We start from the raw sequence: 21,058 nt of genomic DNA on the forward strand, positions 1-21,058 counted from the left end.
TTCCCCCCTTATAAATGCTTACCGATGACGATCCGCTGGATCTCGCTTGTGCCCTCATAAATTTCACACACTTTCGCATCCCTGAAATATCGTTCAGCGCTGAAATCCTTTGTATATCCAAAATCTCCGAGCAGCTGCACGGCCTCTCCGGCGACATACATTGCCGTTTCCGAAGCGAACAGTTTGGCCATTGAAGCAGCCTTTCCCGTCTGGACGCCTTGTTGTTTCAGCGAAGCGGCCTGATAAACGAGAAGCCTGGCAGCCTCTGTCCTCGCCGCCATGTCGGCCAGCATAAAAGCAAGCCCTTGTCCGTTCTTATACAGCTCTCCGTCCGGATACCGTATTTTTAGAAATTCGATGGCTTCAGAAAGCGCTCCTTCGGCGATGCCCAGAGCCTGCGCCGCAATTCCGATCCGCCCGGTATCCAGATTGGAAAGGGCCATTTTGAATCCTTTACCTTCCTTCCCCAGCAGCTGCCGGGCGGGAATGACAGCGTTATCAAAATTTAAAGTGACCGTCAGCGAACCGTGAAGCCCCATTTTCTCTTCATTTTTCCCAATAAAAAAGCCCGGCGTGCCCTTCTCCACGATAAAAGCCGAAATGCCCTCCGTTCCCGCTTTCGGATCGGTTGAAGCAAAAACAAGATAAATGTCGGCGGCTCCGCCGTTTGTGATAAAAACTTTCGTACCGTTGAGCACATAGGTATCGCCGCGCTTTTCGGCCCTGGTTTTTAGACTGCCCGCATCGGAACCGGCACTCGGTTCGGTTAAACAAAAGGCTCCCAAGTACTGCCCTGCTGCCAGCTTTTTAACATAATGTTCTTTTTGCCGCTCATTTCCGTATAAAAGAATGGGAATGGTGACAATTGACGTGTGTACAGATAGAACCGCGCCAAGAACGGCGCTTTTCTTTGACAGCTCATGGATGATCATTATATAGGTGATAAAGTCATGACCGGCCCCGCTGTACTTAGCCGGAATCGGAAGCCCCATCCAGCCGCGCTCCGCCATTTTCTTCAAAAGAGAGGTTGGAAAACGCCCTTTCTCCATTTCAGGTACAAAAGGAGCGACCTCCTGTTTAACAAATTGCCTGACAATCTTCTGCATGCGGGTCTGCTCTTCTGTAAACTGAAAATTCAAGGTCACCCCTCCTTATGTCGGCTGCTTTTCGTACGTATAAAACCCTCTGCCCGTTTTCTTTCCGAGACGTCCTGCGCTGACATATTGTTTAAGGAGCGGACAAGGCCGGTATTTATCATCGCCAAAACCTTCATGCAACGTCTCCATAATATACAGACACGTATCCAGACCAATCAGGTCAGCGAGAGCCAGCGGGCCCATCGGATGGTTCATGCCAAGCTTCATGATTCCGTCTATGCTTTCTTTCTCGGCGACGCCTTCATAAAGCGCAAAAACCGCCTCGTTAATCATCGGCATTAAAATGCGGTTGGAGATAAATCCCGGAAAATCCCGCACCTCGATCGGAACCTTGTTCATCCGCTCCGCCGCAGCCACGACGGTTTCATATGTTTCGCCGCTCGTCTCAAGCCCCCTGATGACCTCGACAAGCTGCATGACCGGAACCGGGTTCATAAAATGCATGCCGATGACATTTTGAGGTTTTTTCGTGACGGAAGCGAGTTCCGTAATCGACAATGACGATGTATTTGATGCCAATAGGGCTGAGTCTTCGGTCACTTCATCAAGCCGTTTGAAAATCTCTTTTTTTACATCCATTTGCTCAACAGCCGCTTCAATGATGAGAAAAGCTTCCCGCGCATCGTCGAGCGAAGCCGAAGGAGAAAGACGCTGGTAGATTTGCTGTACGTCTCCATGCGGAAGCTTGCCTTTTTCCGCCTGTCTGACTAGCTGGCCGGAAATGCGCTTCATTCCCTTTTCAATTTGGTCAGGTGATACGTCGTACATGTAAACATTGTATCCGGCCTGGGCAGAGACCTGGGCGATCCCGGCCCCCATCTGGCCGGCTCCGATGACCATGATCGTGTCTTTTTTCATTTAAACTCCCCCTTTTTTATACCTCGATCATCACGGCGTCTCCCTGACCGCCGCCGCTGCAAATGGCAGCAATACCTGTACCGCCGCCGCGCCGTTTTAATTCGTACATAAGCGTCAAAATGATTCTTGCCCCGCTCGCGCCGATCGGATGACCTAGCGCGATGGCGCCGCCGTTGACATTGACCTTCTCCATGTCAAGGCCCACGATCTTTCCGCTTGCCAAAGCTACCGCGGCGAACGCTTCATTGATTTCAAACAGTTTGATATCAGAAAGCTCAGCTCCGGTTTTGTTAAGCAGTTCTCTGATGACAAGCCCTGGGGTTTTCGGGAAGTCTTTGGCTTCGACTGCAATGGATGTGTGCGCTTTAATGACGGCGGACACATTCACATTGAGTTCCTTTGCCCTGTCTTCATTCATCACGATAAGCGAGCATGCTCCGTCATTTACCCCCGGCGCGTTTCCCGCAGTAATTGTCCCGTCGTGGTCAAAAACCGGAGCAAGCTGTGACAGCCTTTCCAATGACGTATCGCGCCGCGGAGCTTCATCTTGATCAACCGTTAATTCGCCGCCCCGCTTCTGCGGTATACAAACAGGGACGATCTCTTCTCCGAGCGCACCTGAAGCTGCAGCCTGTACGGCCCGCATGTGGCTCCTGAGCGCCCATCGATCCTGTTCTTCTCTTGCAATCTCCAACTCTTTCGCAGCGGCATTTCCGTAGGAGCCCATATGAACACCCGTAAATGAGCATGTCAGCCCGTCTGTGATCATCAAATCTTTAACCGCTCCGTCTCCCATTCTCAGCCCCCATCTCGCTTTTTGAAGCAAATAAGGGGCATTTGACATCGATTCCATACCTCCTGCTGCAATGACCTCCGCATCACCGGCCCGGATGATCTGATCCGCCATTGTGACGCTTCTTAAACCTGAAGCGCACACTTTATTAATCGTTTCCGTTTTGACATCCCACGGCAGTCCCGCAAAACGCGCAGCCTGTCTCGACGGCAGCTGCCCCTGTCCGCCTTGAAGAACGGAACCCATAATGACTTCATCGACATCCTCAGGATGTACACCGGAACGTTTTAATGCTTCTTTTACGGCGATTCCGCCGAGCTCCGCTGCCGTCTTTGACTGAAGCGCGCCCCCGAGTTTTCCAAAAGGCGTGCGCGCGCCGCCTGCAATAACCGATCTCGCCACCTGACATCCTCTCCCCTTATCATGATTTGTGCATACCGAAGATAAAAGAAGGCGGAGATCCGGCTCACACCTTCTTTATTCAAAACCTGAAATCCGTCTATGAAGCATGTTCTTTTTGTTCTGAGCCGAATACGGCGCGTTCAAGCAGCTCCGCCACATCGTAGGTGCCGACCTGATCCTCCATTTCCTTGGCTTTTGTTCCGTCGCCTAGCATCGTCAAACAATACGGACAGCCCGAACTGATGACAGAAGGTGAAGCGCTGAGCGCCTGCTCCGTTCTGGCAACGTTGATCCTTGTGCCCGTCTCTTCCTCCATCCACATGAGACCGCCCCCCGCTCCGCAGCACATTCCGTTTTCACGGCTGCGTTCCATTTCCACTAAATGGATGCCCGGAATGGAGCGCAGAATATCGCGCGGCGGTTCGTAAACCTCATTGTAGCGGCCCAAATAGCATGAATCATGAAAGGTGACGGTTTCGCGAACCGGAAACTCAGGTTTCAGCCTTCCTTCTTCAATAAGGGCAGCGAGAATTTCTGTATGATGATACACCTCCGCTTTCAGACCAAAATCAGGATATTCATTTTTAAAAATATTGTATGCATGCGGATCGATGGTTACAATTTTTCGAACATCATTTTTTTCAAATTCTTCAATATTTTTTGCGGCAAGCTCCTGGAATAAAAACTCGTTGCCAAGCCGCCTCGGCGTATCGCCTGAATTTTTTTCTTTATTGCCTAAAATCGCGAACGTGACCCCGGCTTGATTGAGAAGGCGCGCGAAAGCCATGGCGATCTTCTGGCTTCTCCGGTCATACGATCCCATCGACCCGACCCAGAACAGGTATTCAAAGGCCTCGCCTTTTTTCTTCATTTCTTTCACTGTCGGCACCTTAACGTCGTCTCTCATGTCACGCCAGTTTTCGCGTTCTTTTCTGTTTAATCCCCAAGGGTTACCCTGTCTTTCAATGCTCGTCATGGCGCGCTGGGCATCTGCATCCATTTTTCCTTCTGTGAGCACGAGATAGCGGCGGAGATCGATGACCTTGTCGACGTGCTCATTCATGACCGGGCACTGATCTTCACAATTCCGGCACGTTGTGCATGCCCAAATTTCCTCTTCGGTGATGATGTCGCCGATTAAGCTCGGATTGTATAGCTCTGAAGCAGCCGCTTCTCTTGATCCTTCTCCTCCCGCCGCCATGGCCAGCTGGTTGCCTTTCGTATGCTGAAAGAGAGGCGCGGGAACCCAAGGCGTTTTCGATGTTACTGCTGCTCCCTTTTCTGTCAAATGGTCTCTGAGCCGCAAAATCAGATCCATCGGCGAAAGCATCTTGCCTGTTCCGGTAGCCGGGCACATATTGGTACAGCGCCCGCATTCAACGCACGCGTAAAGATCGATCAGCTGGGATTGCCTGAATTCCTCGATCCGTCCGACGCCGAACGTTTCTTTTGTTTCATCTTCAAAATCGATTTTTTGAAGCTTTCCCGGGTTTGTCAGCCGGCTGAAAAATACGTTTGCCGGTCCGGCAATTAAGTGGGCGTGCTTTGACTGCGGCACATAGACTAAAAATGTCAGTAAGATAAGAAGATGCGCCCACCATGCCGCATAGAACACTGCCGCTGAGGCGGTTTCTCCCATGAAGCCGAGGGCAAAAGCGATGCCTGATGCCATCGGTTCGTGCCATGATAATGAATGTTCATGCCAGATCATGTTCATACCGTTTCCGAGTAAAACGGTAAACATCAAGCCGCCGATCAGCATGAGCACGATCCCCGACTTCAAATTGCGCTTCAGTCTGACGAGTTTTTCAATATAGCGCCTGTGAAAGGCCCAGACCACCGCAATTAAAATCATCAACGTGACGATTTCCTGAAAAAACGTAAACGCCGGGTAGACGCTGCCAAGCGGAAGTCCTTGATCGGGAACGAGCCCTTTCAAAATAAAATCGATCGCTCCGAACTGAACGAGAATAAAGCCGTAAAAAAACATGACGTGGATAATGCCGCTTTTTTTATCTTTAAGCAGTTTCTTTTGGCCGAACACGTTCTCCCATATCTTTTGAAGGCGCTCCTTCGTCCGCTTATCAAAATCCTCTTTTTGTCCGAGCCTGATGTAACTGATTCTCGTTCGGATCAAGTAGACAAACAGATAAACGGCGTAAGCGGTTACACCTAAAAACGCAATGAAATTCAACCACAATAAGACATTCATCAGCTGCTCCCCCTTTCATTTCCCCAACCTTAAATCCCCTTGAACTACCTTTATCTTAAATAATGAATGAGTGTTCAGTCAATATGTTTTCATAAATGCAGGAAATTAGGGGGACACTATTCTTTACACGAAAAAAGGGAGTGTCTTCATTGGTGCCGCTTATGATTATGGTATGTTTTCTCATCCTGCTTCTTGCGCTCGATTTCCGTTTCGGCCGCAAAGCCTTTGAAAGGAAAGCCTACGAACCCGTTTTTTCAGAGAAGAAAAGCGATATTGAACTGATTCATAACGGAGAAGACTTGTGTGAGCGGCTGCTGGATGACATCCGCCAGGCCGAATCGTCGGTGCATGTCATGTTTTATATTGTGAAGAACGATGATATCAGCCTTGAATTTTTAAAAATGCTGAAGGATAAAGCGAAAGCCGGCGTATGCGTACGCTTGCTGATTGACCGGATCGGCGCGATGAAGGTAAAGAAAAAAACGCTGTCAGACTTGAAACAAAGCGGAGCGCACGTTTTTTTTGTCAACAATCCGGGCTTCCCTTATTTCTTTTATCGACTGAATGCAAGAAATCACCGGAAAATCGCCGTCATAGACGGAAAGATCGGCTATGTGGGCGGATTTAACATTGCGAAAGAATACCTTGGTAAAAAAGCGGAATTCGGCCCGTGGAAGGATTACCATTTGCGAATGACGGGGGAAGGTGTTGCCGACTTGCAGCACATTTTTTTATCAGACTTCAATAGAGAAGCGCCGCTATCACAGCCGGACAGCGGTATGTTCCCGCCGCTCCATCAAGGAGCTGTCACCCATTCGATACATGCGACAAAAGGGTTTTCTCTGGAAGGAAAATACATTTCATTTATTGATCAGGCAAAAGAAAGAATCATGATTTGCACGCCGTACTATATTCCGAGTCCGGCTTTGCAGCAAGCAGTTCTTTCAGCCAGGGAAAGAGGCGTGATCGTCTCGGTTCTCGTGCCGATGAAAGCCGACCATCCGCTTGTCAAAGAGGCCGCCTACACGAACTTTCCCGCACTTTTGGAGGCGGGTTGCTATATTTACCGGTACTACAGAGGCTTTTATCATGCAAAAGCATTGATCGTCGACGACCGGCATGTGATGATCGGAACATCAAATTTTGACAATCGAAGCCTGTTTCTCAATGATGAAGTGAATGTCGTCATCCATGATAAAGACTGGACAAAACAATTCTTTGACGTCGTCAAGGAAAGTATTGAACACGCCGAGCTTCTGACAAAGGAGCGGTATGCGAAGCGGCCGGTGATGCAGCGGCCCATCGAATGGCTGGCGAAATCGATTTCATATTTTTTATGAATCGTACGTTTATCCTGCATAACATGCGGGTAACATTTCACCAAAGTGATGATTACATACGGAGGGATATATGATGAACCAAGCAGAGTCGATTAAGCTCCGCGCACAATCGATGACATTAAAAAACTTGATTGAGCTGTACAGACTTTGCCGCTCAGCCAGACATCAGCTATATATATGCTCAAGAAAAACAATGTGCAAAATTAAAGATTTAATTGAACTGGAAATGTTCAGAATGGCCAATCGCGAAAATGAGTGCCTGATTGTCATCGAAGGGAAGATGGCGCAGGAGTTAGTAAGAAAAGCACAATCGATTCTTTCTGACGCTCAAGTTCAATAAGGGAAGGCGACGGACCTTCCTTGTGTGAGACGCCTCCTCACCAAATCAAGAAAAAATCCCCCGTTCAAAGGACGGGGGATTCGTTTTACATTTTTTCAGGAGCTGATACGCCGATCAGCTTGAGTGCATTATTTAATGTGATTTGTGTTGCCTTCATCAATGATAAACGCGCTCGGCTTTTTTCTTCATCTGCCGGATCGAGAACTTTCTCAGCATTGTAAAAACTGTGGAGCACAGATGCCAATTCAAAAATATAGTTTGTAATGCGGTGCGGAATCCGCTTCTCTGCGGCATCGGCGACAGCCTCAGGGAACGAGCCGATCACTTTAAGCAGATCATACTCTTTTTCAGAAGCGATTTTCGTCAGGTCAAGGTTCCCTTCAAATGAAATACCTTTTTCTTCGCCTTGTCGCAGCATGCTGCAAATTCTCGCATGAGCGTACTGCGCGTAGTAAACCGGGTTTTCATTCGATGTGGAGACAGCCAGGTCAAGATCAAAGTCCATGTGCGTATCGGCGCTGCGCATCGCAAAGAAGTAACGCACCGCGTCAAGGCCGACCTCATCAATGAGATCGCGCATTGTCACAGCTTTTCCGGTTCTTTTGCTCATCTTCATTTTTTCGCCGTTCTTGTAGAGATGGACGAGCTGGATGATCTCGACCTCAAGCGTTTCTTTGTCATAACCGAGCGCTTCAATGGCCGCTTTCATGCGCGGGATATAGCCGTGATGGTCCGCTCCCCATACGTTGATCAGCTTTTGGAAGCCGCGGTCAAGCTTGTCTTTGTGATAAGCGATGTCAGGCAGAAGATACGTGTAGGACCCGTCTTTTTTGATCAGGACGCGGTCTTTGTCATCGCCGAACGCCGTCGAGCGGAACCATGTCGCCCCGTCTTCTTCATAGATGTGCCCTTTTTCGCGAAGGGCTTCGAGCGCCTGATCGATCTTTCCGTTTTGGTAAAGCGATGTCTCTGAGTACCAGACATCAAATGGGACACGGAAATTCTCGAGGTCTTCACGAAGTTTGCCTAATTCGTACTTTAAGCCGTATTCACGGAAAAACGCGAGGCGTTCGCTCTCTTCTTCATGAACAAAACGGTCGCCGAATTCATCGGCGAGCTTTCGGCCGATTTCCTTAATGTCTTCGCCGTGATATCCGTCTTCAGGCATCGGCTTGTCTTTTCCAAGCGCCTGAAAGTAACGGGCCTCGACGGATAATGCGAGGTTGTTGATTTGATTGCCGGCATCGTTGATGTAATATTCGCGGCTCACTTCATACCCCGCTTTTTCAAGTACATTGCAGAGAGAATCTCCGACAGCGGCTCCGCGGGCATGTCCAAGATGCAGGTTGCCCGTCGGGTTTGCTGAGACGAATTCCACCTGAACGCGTTCTCCGCCTCCGATATTTGTTTCACCGTAGGCCTCTCCTGCTTCAAGCACAGCCGGAATGAGCTTCGTTAAATATTGATTGTTCATGTAGAAATTGATAAAACCCGGTCCTGCGATATCAAGTTTGTCGATCGACGCTTTTCCTTTATCAAAGGATGCGACGATTTCCTCGGCAATATTCCGCGGCGCTTTTTTGGCGATTCTCGCCAGCTGCATCGCCATGTTAGTGGAATAGTCTCCATGCGACTTGTCTTTCGGGACTTCCAATACGACTTCGGGAATCTCGCTTTCTGCGGCGAGGCCGGCTTTCATGACAGCTTCTTTAATTTCCTGCTTCAGCACATCTTTCATTTGTTCGACTATGTTCATGACTCGTGTCCTCCTCTATACGAAATCGACATCATATGTAAATGCTTTTGTTCATCGCTTACAATCATATCGTACTCAACGCTGATCTTTCCGTCTGGCGGCTGCCGGGTGACTGATACGGATTTTGTATCCACGCCAAGCTCGAGCCTGCCGAAAGGCATTTTATAATGAGTGACGGTGCGGCTGCCCGGCCTGAAACGCTGTTTCATTTCAATGGCGCCGGAACGCATCACCAGAACTTCGTTTTCGCTTGCTTTTACGATCGTCTTCACCTTTCCCGCATCATGCTCTTCATGATAAGAAAGATATATTTTATCTTTTTTCATATAATAAAACCCAGTTGTCCGGAACTCGATCGTTTCCGTGTCCGATCCTTCCCGGATAACAGATTTCACATGGATATTAACGGGTGTCTCCTGGTTCATTCCGACACTTCCTTTTTTGATCCGATTTGACTTGATTAGTATAATCATTCGGGAAAAAAAGTTCAACCGCTGCTCCTTTATACCATCTTAACAGAACGGACGGGAAGATAAACCATTTTCTAAGAAAAAAGCCGTCCCGAAAAAGGACAGCCTGTTTATTTCACCCAGCCGAGCAGCATTTCGCGAATCAGCTTGCTTGCCGTATTTGCGGTTTGTTCCGAATGGTCGTAGACCGGAGCGACCTCAACCAGGTCTCCTCCAACGACGTTGACGTCTGAGCGGGCGATTTCGTGAATCGAAGCGAGCAGCTCTTTTGATGTGATGCCTCCGGCGTCAACCGTACCGGTTCCCGGCGCATGAGCGGGATCTAAGACATCGATGTCAATCGTTACATAAACCGGACGCCCTGCGAGTTTCGGCAGGACGGATTTAAGCGGCTCAAGCACTTCAAATTTGGAAATGTGCATACCGTTTTCGTTTGCCCATTCAAACTCCTCTTTCATACCGGAGCGGATGCCGAATGAATAGACATTGCCGGGACCGATCAGTTCCGCTGCTTTGCGGATCGGCGTCGAATGCGAGAGTGGCTCTCCTTCATAGTCGACGCGGAGATCTGTGTGCGCATCCATATGGATGATGGCAAGATCGGGATATTTTTTATACATCGCTTTAATGACCGGCCATGAAACGAGGTGCTCTCCTCCCATTCCGAGCGGGAATTTTCCTTTTTCTAAAATGCTGTCAACATATTCTTCAATCATGTCGAGGCTCTTCTGCGGGTTCCCGAAAGGCAGCGGGATGTCGCCGGCATCAAAGAAATGAACCTCGTCAAGCTCCCTGTCCAAATAAGGGCTGTATTCTTCAAGCCCGATGGACACCTCGCGGATTCTCGCCGGACCGAAGCGCGATCCGGGACGGTAGCTGACCGTCCAATCCATCGGCATGCCGTAAAGGATGGCGTCCGCCTCTTCCCAATCGGGGCGGCTTGCGATAAACACCTTGCCGGAATATGCTTCATCAAATCTCATCTTCAAAAACCTCCCTGAAAAAAAGCGCAGAATACCATCCTGCGCCAAACTGTTTTATTTGATTAAATCGCTGACGAATTTCGGAAGGACGAATGCCGCTTTATGAATTTCTTTTGTATAGTATTTCGTCTCAATATCGAAGAAGCGACTGTCCTCCACTTCAAGAGGATCGTATTTTTTCGAACCGATCGTAAACGTCCACAATCCGCTTGGATATGTCGGAATGTTGGCCAAATACAGCTTTGTAATCGGAAAGATCTCTTTTACATCGCGCTGAACGTTAGTGATCAGTTCAGGTGTAAACCAAGGGTTGTCCGTCTGAGCAACAAAAATGCCGTCTTCCTTTAGCGCATTTGCTATGCCGGCGTAAAAGCCTTTTGTAAACAAGTTGACAGCCGGCCCTACAGGCTCGGTTGAATCGACCATGATGACATCGTACTCATTTTCAGATTCTGCAATGTGCATAAAGCCGTCATCGACCTTTACTTCGACGCGCGGATCGTCAAGTTTGCCTGCAATGGAAGGCAAAAATTTCTTAGAGTATTCGATCACCTTGCCGTCGATATCGACAAGCGTCGCTTTTTTGACGCTCGGATGCTTCAAAATTTCACGGATGACGCCGCCGTCTCCGCCGCCAACCACAAGTACATGCTCAGGGTTCGGATGCGTAAACAGGGGCACATGCGCCACCATTTCGTGGTAGACAAATTCATCTTTTTCAGATGTCATGACCATGCCGTCAAGAAACAGCATGTTGCCGAATTCTTCCGTCTCGGCCATTTCGAGCTTTTGAAAGTCCGTCTGCTCTGTATGTAAAGTCTTGTTGATTTTCATCGTAATGCCGAAGTTTTTCGTTTGCTTCTCTGTGTACCAAAGTCCGCTCAAAGCGTCATCTTCCTTTCGTGATAAGCTGTATTTCCATCTATTTTTCTCGCCTGCGGCGACGATTATTCTGCACTGAAGCATCGGCTTTTGCCTAAGGAAAAAGTATAGAGGAATTGCAGGTGATTGTAAAGACGGATCGATTCATTTTCAGGAGTCATTCCATTCCCGACGGCCGTTTTGGGCTGAGCTTGCCACAGATGTACATAAGCTTATTCTGCAGCGGCGACTGCCAAAACTGAGGATTCCTCCGGTTGCTCTGTTAATCGCCTCCTAGAGGGTCTGCGGTTTTTTCCTTCCCGCTTGTTTAAACCCTCCTCTTTTTCCTCATAATGATAAGAACATTTATTTATCCGGGAGGAGATTTGAACATGGACATGATGACGGACAAGCGGGTCCGTTTAACTATCAAGACGATACGCGCATTTTTGTTCATGGGAGCATTGATGCTGATCTTCCTTTCAATCGTTGTCATGACGGTGGTCCTGGCAGCCAAATGGCAAGGCGCTCCTTCGATTCAGGTGCCGAGGTCTACCGTGCTGTATGACGGAAGCGGAAAGCAGATGGGAGAGACGCATTACGGGCAAAAGCGGTACTGGGTTTCGCTGAAAAGCATCAATCCCGCCGTCATCGATGCCACACTTGCCGTTGAAGACCGGAACTTCTTCCGGCACCACGGCTTCGACTATATGAGGATGGGCGGCGCCCTCATCGCCGATCTAAAGGCGATGTCCAAAGTTCAGGGAGCCAGCACCATTACACAGCAATATGCGAGAAACCTCTACCTCGGCCACGATAAAACATGGAAAAGAAAGTGGAATGAAGCTTTTTATACGATACGGCTCGAACAAAACTACACAAAGAAAGATATTTTGGAAGGCTATTTAAATACGATTTATTACGGGCATGGAGCCTACGGAATCGAAGCTGCTTCCCGGATGTATTTTGGCAAACGGGCCAAGGATATCAATGCGGCGGAAGCTGCGATGCTTGCCGGCATTCCAAAGGGTCCTTCCGTTTATTCGCCTTTTGTTAATGAAAAAAAGGCGAAAGAACGCCAGGAAATGATCCTGACAATGATGGAGAAAGAAAACAAGCTGACGAAAAAGCAGGCGGCAGAACTGAAAAAACTGCCGCTCCGCTTTGAAAAACAGGATAAGCAAACAACCGCTAAAACCGCTCCGTACTTTTATGACGAAGCGGTTAAAGAAATCGCGCGCTTGCTGCATTTGACACCGGAGCAAGCAGAAACCGGCGGCTACAACGTATTCACCACGCTCAACCCGCGTCTCCAAAAAATTGCCGAGGACACGATCGAACGCACGATTGATTCGTCATCTGACATTCAGGCAGGGTTTACAGCGATCAATCCGTCCGACGGCAGCGTTCTTGCGCTTGTCGGAGGACGCGACTACGAAAAAAGCCCGTTTAACCGCGTAACCCAGGCTATGCGGCAGCCCGGCTCCACCATGAAGCCTTTCCTTTATTATTCGGCTGTTCAAAACGGTTTTACGCCGGCCACCCGGATGAGGAGCGCGGAAACGACATTTGAGCTCGGGCAAGGCAGCGCTTATTCGCCGAGCAACTATCACGGCTATTACGCAGACGGCCCGATCACTCTTCTTCAGGCCCTGGCTTTGTCCGATAACATTTACGCCGTGAAAACGCACCTTTTCCTCGGCATGGACAAACTGATTGATGCTGCAAAACAATTCGGCATCACGAGCCCGCTGCAAAAAGTGCCGTCGCTTGCGCTCGGAACATCCCCCGTGAAGCCGCTTGAAATGGTGAATGGATACGCCATGTTTGCCAATGGCGGAAAAAAAATCGAACCTTCCTTTATTACGAAAATTACCGATTCGAACGGGGAGATTCTTTACGAAAAGCCGAAGCGAAGCAAACAAATCCTTGACCCAAGAGCGGCTTTTATCACGGCCAACATGATGAGCGGAATGTTCGACAAATCACTCAACGGCTATACATCTGTTACCGGGCGGACGATCGCAGATCAGCTGACGCGCCCATACGCCGGAAAATCGGGAACGACCAGCACCGACAGCTGGATGATCGGCTTTTATCCCGGCCTTGCTTCAGGCGTGTGGACGGGATATGACAAAGAGCGGACAATCGATGCCGTCGCAGAGAAAAACTATGCCAAACAAATTTGGGCCAAATTTATGGAAAAAGCGCTTGAAAACGCGCCCGCCGCAACTTTAAAGCCGCCGGAAGGCGTGAAAGGGATGTATATTGACCCTGCTACAGGCTATGCGGCGGCGCCCAGCTGTCCGTCCAAATATTTCGCTTATTTTATCGAAGGTACTGAACCCGAGCAGGTTTGCTACGGAAAAGAAATCTATAAGGATCAAAAAGCCGGGCGCGAAAAACCCGCCGCTCCCCACAAGCGGAAAAAGTGGTGGGAAAAATGGTTTAAAAAAGAAGAATAAACTTTTTTGGGCGGGATAGACGAACCCCCCGGACTTCACGGCGGTCCGGGGGGTTTTTTTCCTATTGCTGAAGCAATCCCTTTTTCAGCTCGTCTGATGAACGGTCCCAAAGCCCTTGATCATGATTTTTCAGAAAATTGGCCAGAACGCGCTTGGAACTTTCATCCATGTGCTCGACGATAATCTTCCGCTTCATCGACTTATCCATTAAATTCACGTGCTCCGGAAGCGATTTGTAGCCGCGGCGGATGCTTCTGTCCACCGTCATTTCGCAAGCCGTCACCCCCGCATAATAAGGGCCTTCTTCCCTGCGGTCGATCGTAACCCACACCAGCCAGTAAGGTTTTCCGTTCGGCACCTCTTCCTTGTTCGGCAAAAATTTGATTCCTTTTTCAACCGTGCTGCGGGCGTGCATGGCGCCGATATCAACAAACGCTTCTTTCTCTTCGACATCGACAAAGACAGGCGAGATGTTGTCAAGGCTTAAAGCCCCTGCACCAAATCCCCCGTGTCCGTCCGTCGGATCGCTTTTAATAATATTGAATCCGATTGTTTTTTTCTTTTTTCCTTGTTCCATCAAAAATACCTCCTACATCAGCGGCCGGAAAACGCTGTTAAATATCGAGATGATATATTCCCGCCCTTCATTCAAAAACGGCCAGAATACATATTGGCCAAGCGGCGTAATGACGATGATCAGAAACACGATCGAGCCGTACGCTTCATATTTCGACAGCTTCGCCCGCACATCGGGGGCGACCACATCCTGTATAACCCGAAAACCGTCAAGGGGCGGGAACGGCATTAAATTAAACAGAAATAAAAGCAGATTGAGATTCACCCAAATCGTAAAAAATTGAAGCAAGCCGCTGTAAAAACTGGAAGGCAGCGTCCCGGACAGCTTCACGGACAAAAGCAGCAATATAAAACCGATGAAAGCAAGGATCAGGTTGCTGATCGGTCCTGCGATTGACACGAGAAATCCGGCCAGCCTCGGATTTTTAAAATAAAAGCGGTTAACGGGCACCGGCTTTGCCCATCCGAATCCCAAAATAAAGATCAAAATCGTTCCAAACGGATCAAGATGCTTGAGCGGGTTGAGCGTCAGCCTGCCCTGCCGTTTGGCCGTCTCATCACCGAATTTGTATGCCACATATGCATGGGCGACCTCATGCACAGTGAATGCGGCAGCAAGTGTCAAAACAACATACGGAATCATTTCCAGCGGATAAATAAGAAAACGGTCTAAAATGTGGCTTTCCCTCTTTCTCATATACAAAGATTTACTATCTCCAGTATACTATAAGAGCAGCTGATGCTAAAGTAAGCAGCCATTTTTTAAAAGGAGGAGGAGAACATATGCCGTACGTAACGGTTCAAATGCTGGAAGGCCGCACAGATGATCAAAAAAGAAATCTGGTGAAAAAAGTGACCGAAGCCGTCTCCGAAACAACAGGCGCACCTGCAGAAAAAATCGCGGTCATCATTGAGGAAATGAAAAAGGAAAACTACGGTGTCGCCGGCAAACGAATGAGCGATATGTAATAAAAACGGCGTCTGCCGCTTACATGCGGGACGCCGTTTTTATTATTTATACCAAGCTTTATTTCTTGTGATCTGGCTATTGTGAGCCGAATCCCAGACATCGACCGTGTAGGCGTAGTCGTAGTTCATAATGCAGCGGATTCCGCTTCCTTGCGCATCGTGGTTCAAGCCGAAGTTATGGGAAAATTCGTGGGTCGCCGCTTTTGCCGTGTTGGCCGTTCCCTGGTCGAGGTTTACGCTGAAGGCGCTGCCGTTCGGCTTGCTGTTGTATACGTATGCGATGCCGCCGGCGTCAAAATTGCTGTTCGCCGTAAATCCGACGACAAATTTATAGCTGCGCCCGCTGAAATTGCTCTGAAGGTTTGATAGAATTTGAGAGCTGTTGCTGCCTGAAGAAGTCCAAGGCGCCACGGCTTCGACAACAAAATCAATATCGTGGTCCCTGTTGAACATGACATCCGCCTGCTCAATAATTTGGACGATTCTCGTCTGCCAATCGCTGTATTTCGCGCGATACTGAGCGTCAGCCACGGCCAGGACGCTCACTTTCTGACTGCCCGTGCCTGCCTGGGTTGAAAATGTCCCTTTGCTCGTATTCTTTTTAAACGTTTTTGTTCCCGTCACATTTCCTTTCTCATCCAATATTTTCGTATTGACCGTTCTTTCTATTTGAACTTTTCCTTTCAAGTCTTTAAAGTCTTTCGCCTTAGGCAAAGAATCGATATGAGTTCCTTTTACTTCATGGCCGTGTTCATGATCGTGCCCGTCAACCTTGGCGGCGCCTGCCGTCAAACCGGGGATGAGACTGACGGAAAGTAATAGAGATAAGAATATAGAACGCTTTTTCACTGCTAATTCCCTCCTTTTTTTGAACGAAAGAAAGATTCTGCTAGTTATCTAAAAATTCCTTCAATTCATCCAAAAAGAGGAAATATTACACGCGTTCTGTTTACTGCTCCTTTCTATTTCCCCACAAAAATTCCAAAATGTTTACAATAAAACAAAACAAAAAACCTACCGTTTTCCGGCAGGCTTATGAACAAAGGTCTCTGAGTTTTTTTATGTAAGCGACGGCTTCATCGAATTCTTCGTCCGTATACCGCTGCTTGCTTTTTACGGTAAACACTTTTTCTCTGATCTCTTCCTGCTCCAGTCCTTCAAAATACAGAATCGTCGACACCAGTTCCAAAAAGCGCGATGACTGGCCGTTCACGTCGTCTATATAGGCTTTAATATCCCGCATATCCAGCTCACACTGGCTCAAAAACTGCGTTCCCGCTTCAGTGGGCGAATAGCGGTATTGATAATAGCCGCCTTTTTTTTCTTTGACTTCATGAAGAAATCCGAGATTGCAAAGTTCTTCGACTTGAAGCGTCAGCTCCTCTGAATAGGGCCCGTAAAAATGAAAATCATACTTTTCATAAAAGGGAAGCTCCAATTTCTTTGCGATATAAATGATTTTCTGCAGCTTTTTCCGCCCGACAATCTCCCCCGAATCCGAGAAGACCTTCATCAGCTTTGCATGTTCTTTTAACAAATCTCCGCCATCTCCTTCATCCTTTTCTTTCTATATCAGTCCGAGCAATTCTTTCATTCTTTTCGCATGACGGCCGTCAGGCAATCCTTCGATTAAATCGAGCGGGAAATACAGCTTATGGTCCGTTCTCCGCTTGCCTGATATCGCATCGACAATATCGGATTGCCGCGACAGCTCCTTAATCTGGCCGTTGTGCGTCAGCAATTGAATCGGGAGGCGCTCCTCTTCTTCCCCCGGTCTGTAGAAATCATAAGGAAGGTCTGAGGACGAATCCACCACAAGGTAATAATCGGGATCAATCCCTGATTCTTTAAACAAGGCGGTCAGTTCAAAGTAAGTCGCCATTTCCTCATTCGGATTGAATTCCGCATACTGGAACAGCCTGCGGTTGATAAACCGGCGGCATAAATCAGACAAAACCTCATCCTCTTCTTTTTCCCAGGCCTGAAAATAATAAAGAATGATTGCTTCATCAAGACTCAAATAATCTTCCAATGTGACATTGCCTTCAAAAATAGAATAAAAATGCACGGGCGCATACGTGAAAACATAGCCTTCCTCATGAAGCTGCTTTGCACGGTGAAGAATCTTCGTCAAAATCACTTCCGCGCTTCTTGTCACAGGATGGAAATAGACCTGCCAGTACATCTGGTACCGGCTCATAATATAATCCTCAACGGCATGCATTCCGCTTTGCTTAATCACGATTTGGTCTTCGCGCGGCCGCATCACGCGGAGGATCCGCTCCATATCGAAATGGCCGTAGCTGACGCCGGTATAATAGGCGTCTCTCTGAAGATAGTCCATGCGGTCAGCGTCAATCTGGCTTGAGATCAGGCTGACGACCTGCTTGTTTTGATAGGTTTTCGCGATGACCTCAGCGACATCCTTTGCAAACGTCGGGCTCACCTTGTTTAACACCTGGTTAACTTCTGTATCGCCTAAAATGATCGCTCTCGTAAAATCTTCATGATCAAGCCGGAAGACCTTTTCAAACGAATGGGAAAACGGGCCGTGCCCCAAATCGTGCAGCAATGCGGCGCAAAGGCACAGATCACGCTCGCTGTCATCCCATTCCTCCCTGCCTTTAAAAACGTCATCAACCATTCTTCTGACAATTTCATAGACGCCGAGAGAATGGTTGAAACGGCTGTGTTCGGCTCCGTGAAACGTCAAATAGGTCGTTCCAAGCTGTTTGATTCTGCGCAGTCTCTGAAATTCACGGGTTCCGATCAAGTCCCATATCAGCTTGTCCCGTACATGGACATAGCGGTGAACAGGGTCTTTAAACACTTTTTCTTCTGATAATTTTCCGTTTGGATACGCCATTTTTGTCCCTCTTTTTTTCAAACGTGAGGCAAACTGATCGCTGCCCATCCGTCTCTTTTTCTTCGGAGAACTAAATGTATATTGTAAGTATTGCCCGATCTGCTTGTTTTCTTTTAGGTCTGTTTCTATTATATCGAGTCTGCTTTTTTGAAAACATCCTTGAATTTACCCGGCTATTTGTTCCAGACTGCAAAAAAGCCGGCAAACAAGCAAAAACGCCTGACCCGTTAGGGAGGCGGTTATTTTTTGAGTTTCTTTTTCACTTTTTCGATCAGCTCGTCTTCATCAGGAGCTGACAGCGGACGATTATTGACAAACGCGAACGATTTTTTTCGTCCCGGCCCGCAGTAAGACTGGCAGCCGATTTCCACTTTTGCATCCGGATCGATTTCTTTCAGACGGGGCAAAAGCGTCTTTAAATTAGTGGCCTGACAATCGTCGCATACTCGAAATTCATTAGCCATTTCATACGCTTCCTTTCGTTTTGTTCATCTGTCTTTATGAAAGGCATTCAACCGTGCCGAACTTTGATAAAAAATGACACCATCCTTCATTTTACAAGGATTCTTTCATTCCTGCAAGGATCGCGCTAAAAAAATCAGTTCCTATTCTTTTAGCAAACTTGTATAAATATTTTCCAAAATGGACAATCTAATACCAATACTGACAATGGGAGTTGAGAAGTGATGAAACAAAGACAAGACGCTTGGTCTGAAGAGAATGATTTACTGCTTGCTGAAACGGTATTGCGGCATGTCAGAGAAGGCAGCACACAGCTGAACGCCTTCGAGGAAGTCGGAGACAGACTGAACAGGACATCAGCCGCCTGCGGTTTTAGATGGAACGCGGTTGTCCGCCACCAATACGAAAAAGCATTGCAACTGGCTAAAAAACAAAGGAAGCAAAGAATGCGCGCCCTTGGAAACGGCCAGCCGGCGAAAAAACGCTTATTATACAAGCCGCCTGTCGAAACAGAGGCTGAACCGCCTGCAGAAAGCGTCATTGAGCAGCAGAAAGCAACCGCCGATTCGAGCGAACAGCAGCCGATCGCCAGCGAGCATCTGCCTTATGTTGATGAGAGCTTTAAAGAAGAGTTAGCTAGTTTATCGCACCTTCTATCGCCAAACCAGCCGCAGGCAGGCCATTCAGCCGATTCATCGAAAGACATGACGATCGATGATGTGATCCGCTTCCTGCAAAACTACACAGGAAACGAAGCACAGACTGCCGCTTTAAAAATGGAAAATGACCGCTTAAAACAGGAAAATGAAGAGCTGACGAAAAAAGTTGAAAAGCTTGAAGCTGAAGTCAAAAAGCTGGAAAAAGACCAGTCGACCATCCAGGAAGACTACGAAACGCTCGTAAAAATTATGAACCGTGCAAGAAAACTAGTTTTATTCGAAGAAGACGAACACGCTGCGCCCGCCTTCAAAATGGACCGGAACGGCAATTTAGAAAAAATGGCTGAATAGCGCTTTCAGAGGGTGCGGCAAAGAGACAGAACTGAAAACGCATAAAAAATGCCGATACGCTGATACCCCTTTCTTGAAAAAAGGGGGTATTTTTTACCTCTGCGGCTTGCTTTCATATGACAAAAATTTCATAATAGGGATAGCAATTTATAAGGCGGGGTATTCGATGAAGTTTGTTTTATATGCGGTTCAGTTAGGCACGGCAGCCCTTTTGTTTTTGTTTTCTGCATTGGCAAGCTGGTATCAAGGCAGCGAGCTTTTAAAGGTGCCGTGGGAGTGGAAATATACAGCCAAGTTTACAAAACTGCTCTATGGAGAGGACTCCATAAAATACGCACACGATATTTCCCAGCTTGATTTTTTCGTCTACGCGGCCAAGCATACGCCGGCAACCGTAATTTTAATGGCTGTCAGTTTGGCGTATATCATCGCTTTGGCGGCTTATCTTCTCATCAAAACATATGTAAAACGAAAAAGCGCTTTGAGCGCAGCATAAAAAAACCGCTTCGGAAGCGGTGAAGTGTGACAAAATCCTGAAACGTTCAACCGTTTTAGGATTTTGCCGTCTATGAAGCATTTTCTCAATCCGCTAGAGGCAGCCGCGGTTTTTCGCCGCTTTAAGCATGCCTGGCAACGAATATAACGGGAGCGCAGAGGCTCTTCTTCTATCCAAAAACTTTTTCATTCCGCTCAATCATACGGACGAGGTTTTTTTCATAGGCTTCTTCTTCTGCGGGCGTGAGGGGGCCTTGATAAATCTCCCCGCCCAGCTCTTTCAGCTGTGTCAGAAGCAAGAGCATCAAGTCCTGCACCGAGATGTCTTCATTGAGAAGCTCAGAGAGCGAAGCCATCGTTTCCGGGCGAATATCGGGATAAATGGCTTTTGTTTTCCCGCGCATGTCTTTCAATGCGGTGTCGTAGAAACGTTTGATCAGCTCAGCGCGACCGCTTCCGCTTTGATCAGCGCATAAATAAATTTGAACAGCCACTCCGCCTCTCAGCCGCCTCTGGGAAATTCCCGCAAACTTCCTTCCCCCGATGCTCAAATCAAAGCTCCCCGGACAGTAAGAGCCTTTGATTTCATAGGCTTCGATTGCTGCGTCATAGGATGACAGCATTCGCTTAACGAGCTCAAACATCGCTTCATAGCCCCGGTCGATATCAATTCCGTTTTTCTTATCCTGAAAAATCAGCGAAACGTTTAAAACCCCGCTGTCCAAAACGACGGCCAGTCCGCCGGAATTGCGAACGATGACTTGATAGCCCGCTTCTTCAAGCAATGAAATCCCGTCTTGTAAATAAGGAAGCCTTGTATCCTGAATTCCGAGCACGATCGTGTCATGGTGCACCCAGGAACGCGCCGTCGCCGGAGACAACCCCTTTCCGACAGAAGCGCACAGCGTATCATCTATCGCAAATGATTGTTTTGCATCAAAATATGGGCCGAGGCTGGATTGGTCAATAATTCTCCATTTCGGCTGGATGAGTAGATCAATCGGTTGCTTTGCCATATATATTGTAAACCCTTTCGTTATGCA

At 48.0% G+C, this 21,058-nt stretch carries 21 protein-coding genes; 6 read left to right on the forward strand and 15 right to left on the reverse strand.

Features of this window, described 5'->3' with window-relative positions; genetic code table 11:
* Positions 1–8: 8 nt before the first annotated feature.
* The 4 genes from MHH76_RS19785 to MHH76_RS19800 form a co-directional block, all read right to left on the reverse strand.
* A complete protein-coding gene (locus tag MHH76_RS19785) occupies positions 9–1,139 on the reverse strand; it encodes an acyl-CoA dehydrogenase family protein (protein WP_023857059.1) in 1,131 nt (376 codons plus the stop codon).
* 12 nt (positions 1,140–1,151) lie between these two features.
* On the reverse strand, positions 1,152–2,015 hold the full coding sequence (locus tag MHH76_RS19790) for a 3-hydroxybutyryl-CoA dehydrogenase (RefSeq protein ID WP_023857058.1): 864 nt from the start codon (positions 2,013–2,015) through the stop codon (positions 1,152–1,154).
* A gap of 16 nt (positions 2,016–2,031) precedes the next feature.
* The gene (locus MHH76_RS19795) at positions 2,032–3,210 is read right to left on the reverse strand and encodes an acetyl-CoA C-acetyltransferase (protein ID WP_023857057.1); all 1,179 of its coding nucleotides are present in this window, start codon (positions 3,208–3,210) and stop codon (positions 2,032–2,034) included.
* Between the two features lie 97 nt (positions 3,211–3,307).
* Positions 3,308–5,422, reverse strand: coding sequence for a heterodisulfide reductase-related iron-sulfur binding cluster (locus MHH76_RS19800; RefSeq protein WP_023857056.1), 2,115 nt, complete (start codon positions 5,420–5,422; stop codon positions 3,308–3,310).
* Positions 5,423–5,571: 149 nt separating this feature from the next.
* Between MHH76_RS19800 and cls the strand changes: the two genes are divergently transcribed.
* Together cls and MHH76_RS19810 are read left to right on the forward strand one after the other, a co-directional pair.
* Positions 5,572–6,762: a cardiolipin synthase gene (cls, locus tag MHH76_RS19805; RefSeq protein WP_026580253.1), complete on the forward strand. Its 1,191-nt coding sequence runs from the start codon at positions 5,572–5,574 to the stop codon at positions 6,760–6,762.
* A gap of 73 nt (positions 6,763–6,835) precedes the next feature.
* Positions 6,836–7,102, forward strand: coding sequence for a hypothetical protein (locus tag MHH76_RS19810; RefSeq protein WP_023857054.1), 267 nt, complete (start codon positions 6,836–6,838; stop codon positions 7,100–7,102).
* 85 nt (positions 7,103–7,187) lie between these two features.
* Here MHH76_RS19810 and argS read toward each other — a convergent pair whose 3' ends face one another.
* The 4 genes from argS to speE form a co-directional block, all read right to left on the reverse strand.
* Positions 7,188–8,858 (reverse strand): arginine--tRNA ligase, encoded by a 1,671-nt coding sequence (argS, locus tag MHH76_RS19815; protein ID WP_023857053.1) that lies wholly within the window; start codon positions 8,856–8,858, stop codon positions 7,188–7,190.
* Positions 8,855–9,283, reverse strand: a complete 429-nt coding sequence (locus MHH76_RS19820) for a DUF1934 family protein (protein ID WP_023857052.1) — start codon at positions 9,281–9,283, stop codon at positions 8,855–8,857. Before MHH76_RS19820 ends, argS begins: the two co-directional genes overlap by 4 nt.
* A 155-nt stretch (positions 9,284–9,438) precedes the next feature.
* Positions 9,439–10,311, reverse strand: a complete 873-nt coding sequence (speB, locus tag MHH76_RS19825; RefSeq protein WP_023857051.1) for an agmatinase — start codon at positions 10,309–10,311, stop codon at positions 9,439–9,441.
* A 54-nt stretch (positions 10,312–10,365) separates the two neighbouring features.
* A complete protein-coding gene (gene speE, locus MHH76_RS19830) occupies positions 10,366–11,196 on the reverse strand; it encodes a spermidine synthase (protein ID WP_023857050.1) in 831 nt (276 codons plus the stop codon).
* A 368-nt stretch (positions 11,197–11,564) separates the two neighbouring features.
* On the opposite strand from speE, the gene MHH76_RS19835 reads away from it, so the two are divergent.
* Positions 11,565–13,637, forward strand: a complete 2,073-nt coding sequence (locus MHH76_RS19835; protein WP_023857049.1) for a PBP1A family penicillin-binding protein — start codon at positions 11,565–11,567, stop codon at positions 13,635–13,637.
* 61 nt (positions 13,638–13,698) lie between these two features.
* On the opposite strand, the gene MHH76_RS19840 is transcribed toward MHH76_RS19835, so the two are convergent.
* Both MHH76_RS19840 and MHH76_RS19845 read right to left on the reverse strand, forming a co-directional pair.
* Complete coding sequence (locus tag MHH76_RS19840) at positions 13,699–14,214, reverse strand: YwhD family protein (RefSeq protein WP_023857048.1); 516 nt, start codon at positions 14,212–14,214, stop codon at positions 13,699–13,701.
* A 12-nt stretch (positions 14,215–14,226) separates the two neighbouring features.
* Positions 14,227–14,910: a site-2 protease family protein gene (locus tag MHH76_RS19845; protein ID WP_031305130.1), complete on the reverse strand. Its 684-nt coding sequence runs from the start codon at positions 14,908–14,910 to the stop codon at positions 14,227–14,229.
* A gap of 86 nt (positions 14,911–14,996) precedes the next feature.
* Between MHH76_RS19845 and MHH76_RS19850 the strand changes: the two genes are divergently transcribed.
* Positions 14,997–15,182, forward strand: a complete 186-nt coding sequence (locus MHH76_RS19850) for a 2-hydroxymuconate tautomerase (protein ID WP_020453307.1) — start codon at positions 14,997–14,999, stop codon at positions 15,180–15,182.
* Between the two features lie 42 nt (positions 15,183–15,224).
* On the opposite strand, the gene MHH76_RS19855 is transcribed toward MHH76_RS19850, so the two are convergent.
* The 4 genes from MHH76_RS19855 to MHH76_RS19870 form a co-directional block, all read right to left on the reverse strand.
* Entirely contained in the window at positions 15,225–16,031 is an 807-nt protein-coding gene (locus tag MHH76_RS19855; protein ID WP_025810626.1) for a zinc-dependent metalloprotease, read from the reverse strand.
* A 184-nt stretch (positions 16,032–16,215) separates the two neighbouring features.
* Positions 16,216–16,719, reverse strand: a complete 504-nt coding sequence (locus MHH76_RS19860) for a YwgA family protein (protein WP_023857045.1) — start codon at positions 16,717–16,719, stop codon at positions 16,216–16,218.
* Positions 16,720–16,749: 30 nt separating this feature from the next.
* Positions 16,750–18,048, reverse strand: coding sequence for an HD domain-containing protein (locus tag MHH76_RS19865; RefSeq protein ID WP_023857044.1), 1,299 nt, complete (start codon positions 18,046–18,048; stop codon positions 16,750–16,752).
* A gap of 239 nt (positions 18,049–18,287) precedes the next feature.
* Entirely contained in the window at positions 18,288–18,512 is a 225-nt protein-coding gene (locus MHH76_RS19870) for a DUF1450 domain-containing protein (RefSeq protein ID WP_003186096.1), read from the reverse strand.
* A 219-nt stretch (positions 18,513–18,731) separates the two neighbouring features.
* On the opposite strand from MHH76_RS19870, the gene MHH76_RS19875 reads away from it, so the two are divergent.
* Both MHH76_RS19875 and MHH76_RS19880 read left to right on the forward strand, forming a co-directional pair.
* Positions 18,732–19,520, forward strand: a complete 789-nt coding sequence (locus tag MHH76_RS19875) for an RsfA family transcriptional regulator (protein WP_023857043.1) — start codon at positions 18,732–18,734, stop codon at positions 19,518–19,520.
* 166 nt (positions 19,521–19,686) lie between these two features.
* Entirely contained in the window at positions 19,687–20,016 is a 330-nt protein-coding gene (locus tag MHH76_RS19880) for a YjdJ family protein (RefSeq protein WP_023857042.1), read from the forward strand.
* Between the two features lie 169 nt (positions 20,017–20,185).
* On the opposite strand, the gene MHH76_RS19885 is transcribed toward MHH76_RS19880, so the two are convergent.
* Entirely contained in the window at positions 20,186–21,031 is an 846-nt protein-coding gene (locus tag MHH76_RS19885) for a biotin/lipoate A/B protein ligase family protein (protein WP_023857041.1), read from the reverse strand.
* Positions 21,032–21,058: the final 27 nt, after the last annotated feature.

This window comes from Bacillus sp. FSL L8-0193 (genome assembly GCF_037976065.1).
Taxonomy (GTDB): Bacteria; Bacillota; Bacilli; order Bacillales; family Bacillaceae; genus Bacillus; species Bacillus paralicheniformis.

Coding starts and splice junctions, on each gene's coding strand:
- MHH76_RS19870 (WP_003186096.1), bottom strand. CDS start 18,512: ATGGCTAATGAATTTCGAGTATGCGACGATTGTCAGGCCACTAATTTA.
- MHH76_RS19790 (WP_023857058.1), bottom strand. CDS start 2,015: ATGAAAAAAGACACGATCATGGTCATCGGAGCCGGCCAGATGGGGGCC.
- MHH76_RS19850 (WP_020453307.1), top strand. CDS start 14,997: ATGCCGTACGTAACGGTTCAAATGCTGGAAGGCCGCACAGATGATCAA.
- MHH76_RS19880 (WP_023857042.1), top strand. CDS start 19,687: ATGAAGTTTGTTTTATATGCGGTTCAGTTAGGCACGGCAGCCCTTTTG.
- MHH76_RS19865 (WP_023857044.1), bottom strand. CDS start 18,048: ATGGCGTATCCAAACGGAAAATTATCAGAAGAAAAAGTGTTTAAAGAC.
- MHH76_RS19840 (WP_023857048.1), bottom strand. CDS start 14,214: ATGGAACAAGGAAAAAAGAAAAAAACAATCGGATTCAATATTATTAAA.
- MHH76_RS19800 (WP_023857056.1), bottom strand. CDS start 5,422: ATGAATGTCTTATTGTGGTTGAATTTCATTGCGTTTTTAGGTGTAACC.
- MHH76_RS19835 (WP_023857049.1), top strand. CDS start 11,565: ATGGACATGATGACGGACAAGCGGGTCCGTTTAACTATCAAGACGATA.
- argS (WP_023857053.1), bottom strand. CDS start 8,858: ATGAACATAGTCGAACAAATGAAAGATGTGCTGAAGCAGGAAATTAAA.
- MHH76_RS19820 (WP_023857052.1), bottom strand. CDS start 9,283: ATGAACCAGGAGACACCCGTTAATATCCATGTGAAATCTGTTATCCGG.
- speB (WP_023857051.1), bottom strand. CDS start 10,311: ATGAGATTTGATGAAGCATATTCCGGCAAGGTGTTTATCGCAAGCCGC.
- MHH76_RS19885 (WP_023857041.1), bottom strand. CDS start 21,031: ATGGCAAAGCAACCGATTGATCTACTCATCCAGCCGAAATGGAGAATT.
- MHH76_RS19845 (WP_031305130.1), bottom strand. CDS start 14,910: ATGAGAAAGAGGGAAAGCCACATTTTAGACCGTTTTCTTATTTATCCG.
- MHH76_RS19810 (WP_023857054.1), top strand. CDS start 6,836: ATGAACCAAGCAGAGTCGATTAAGCTCCGCGCACAATCGATGACATTA.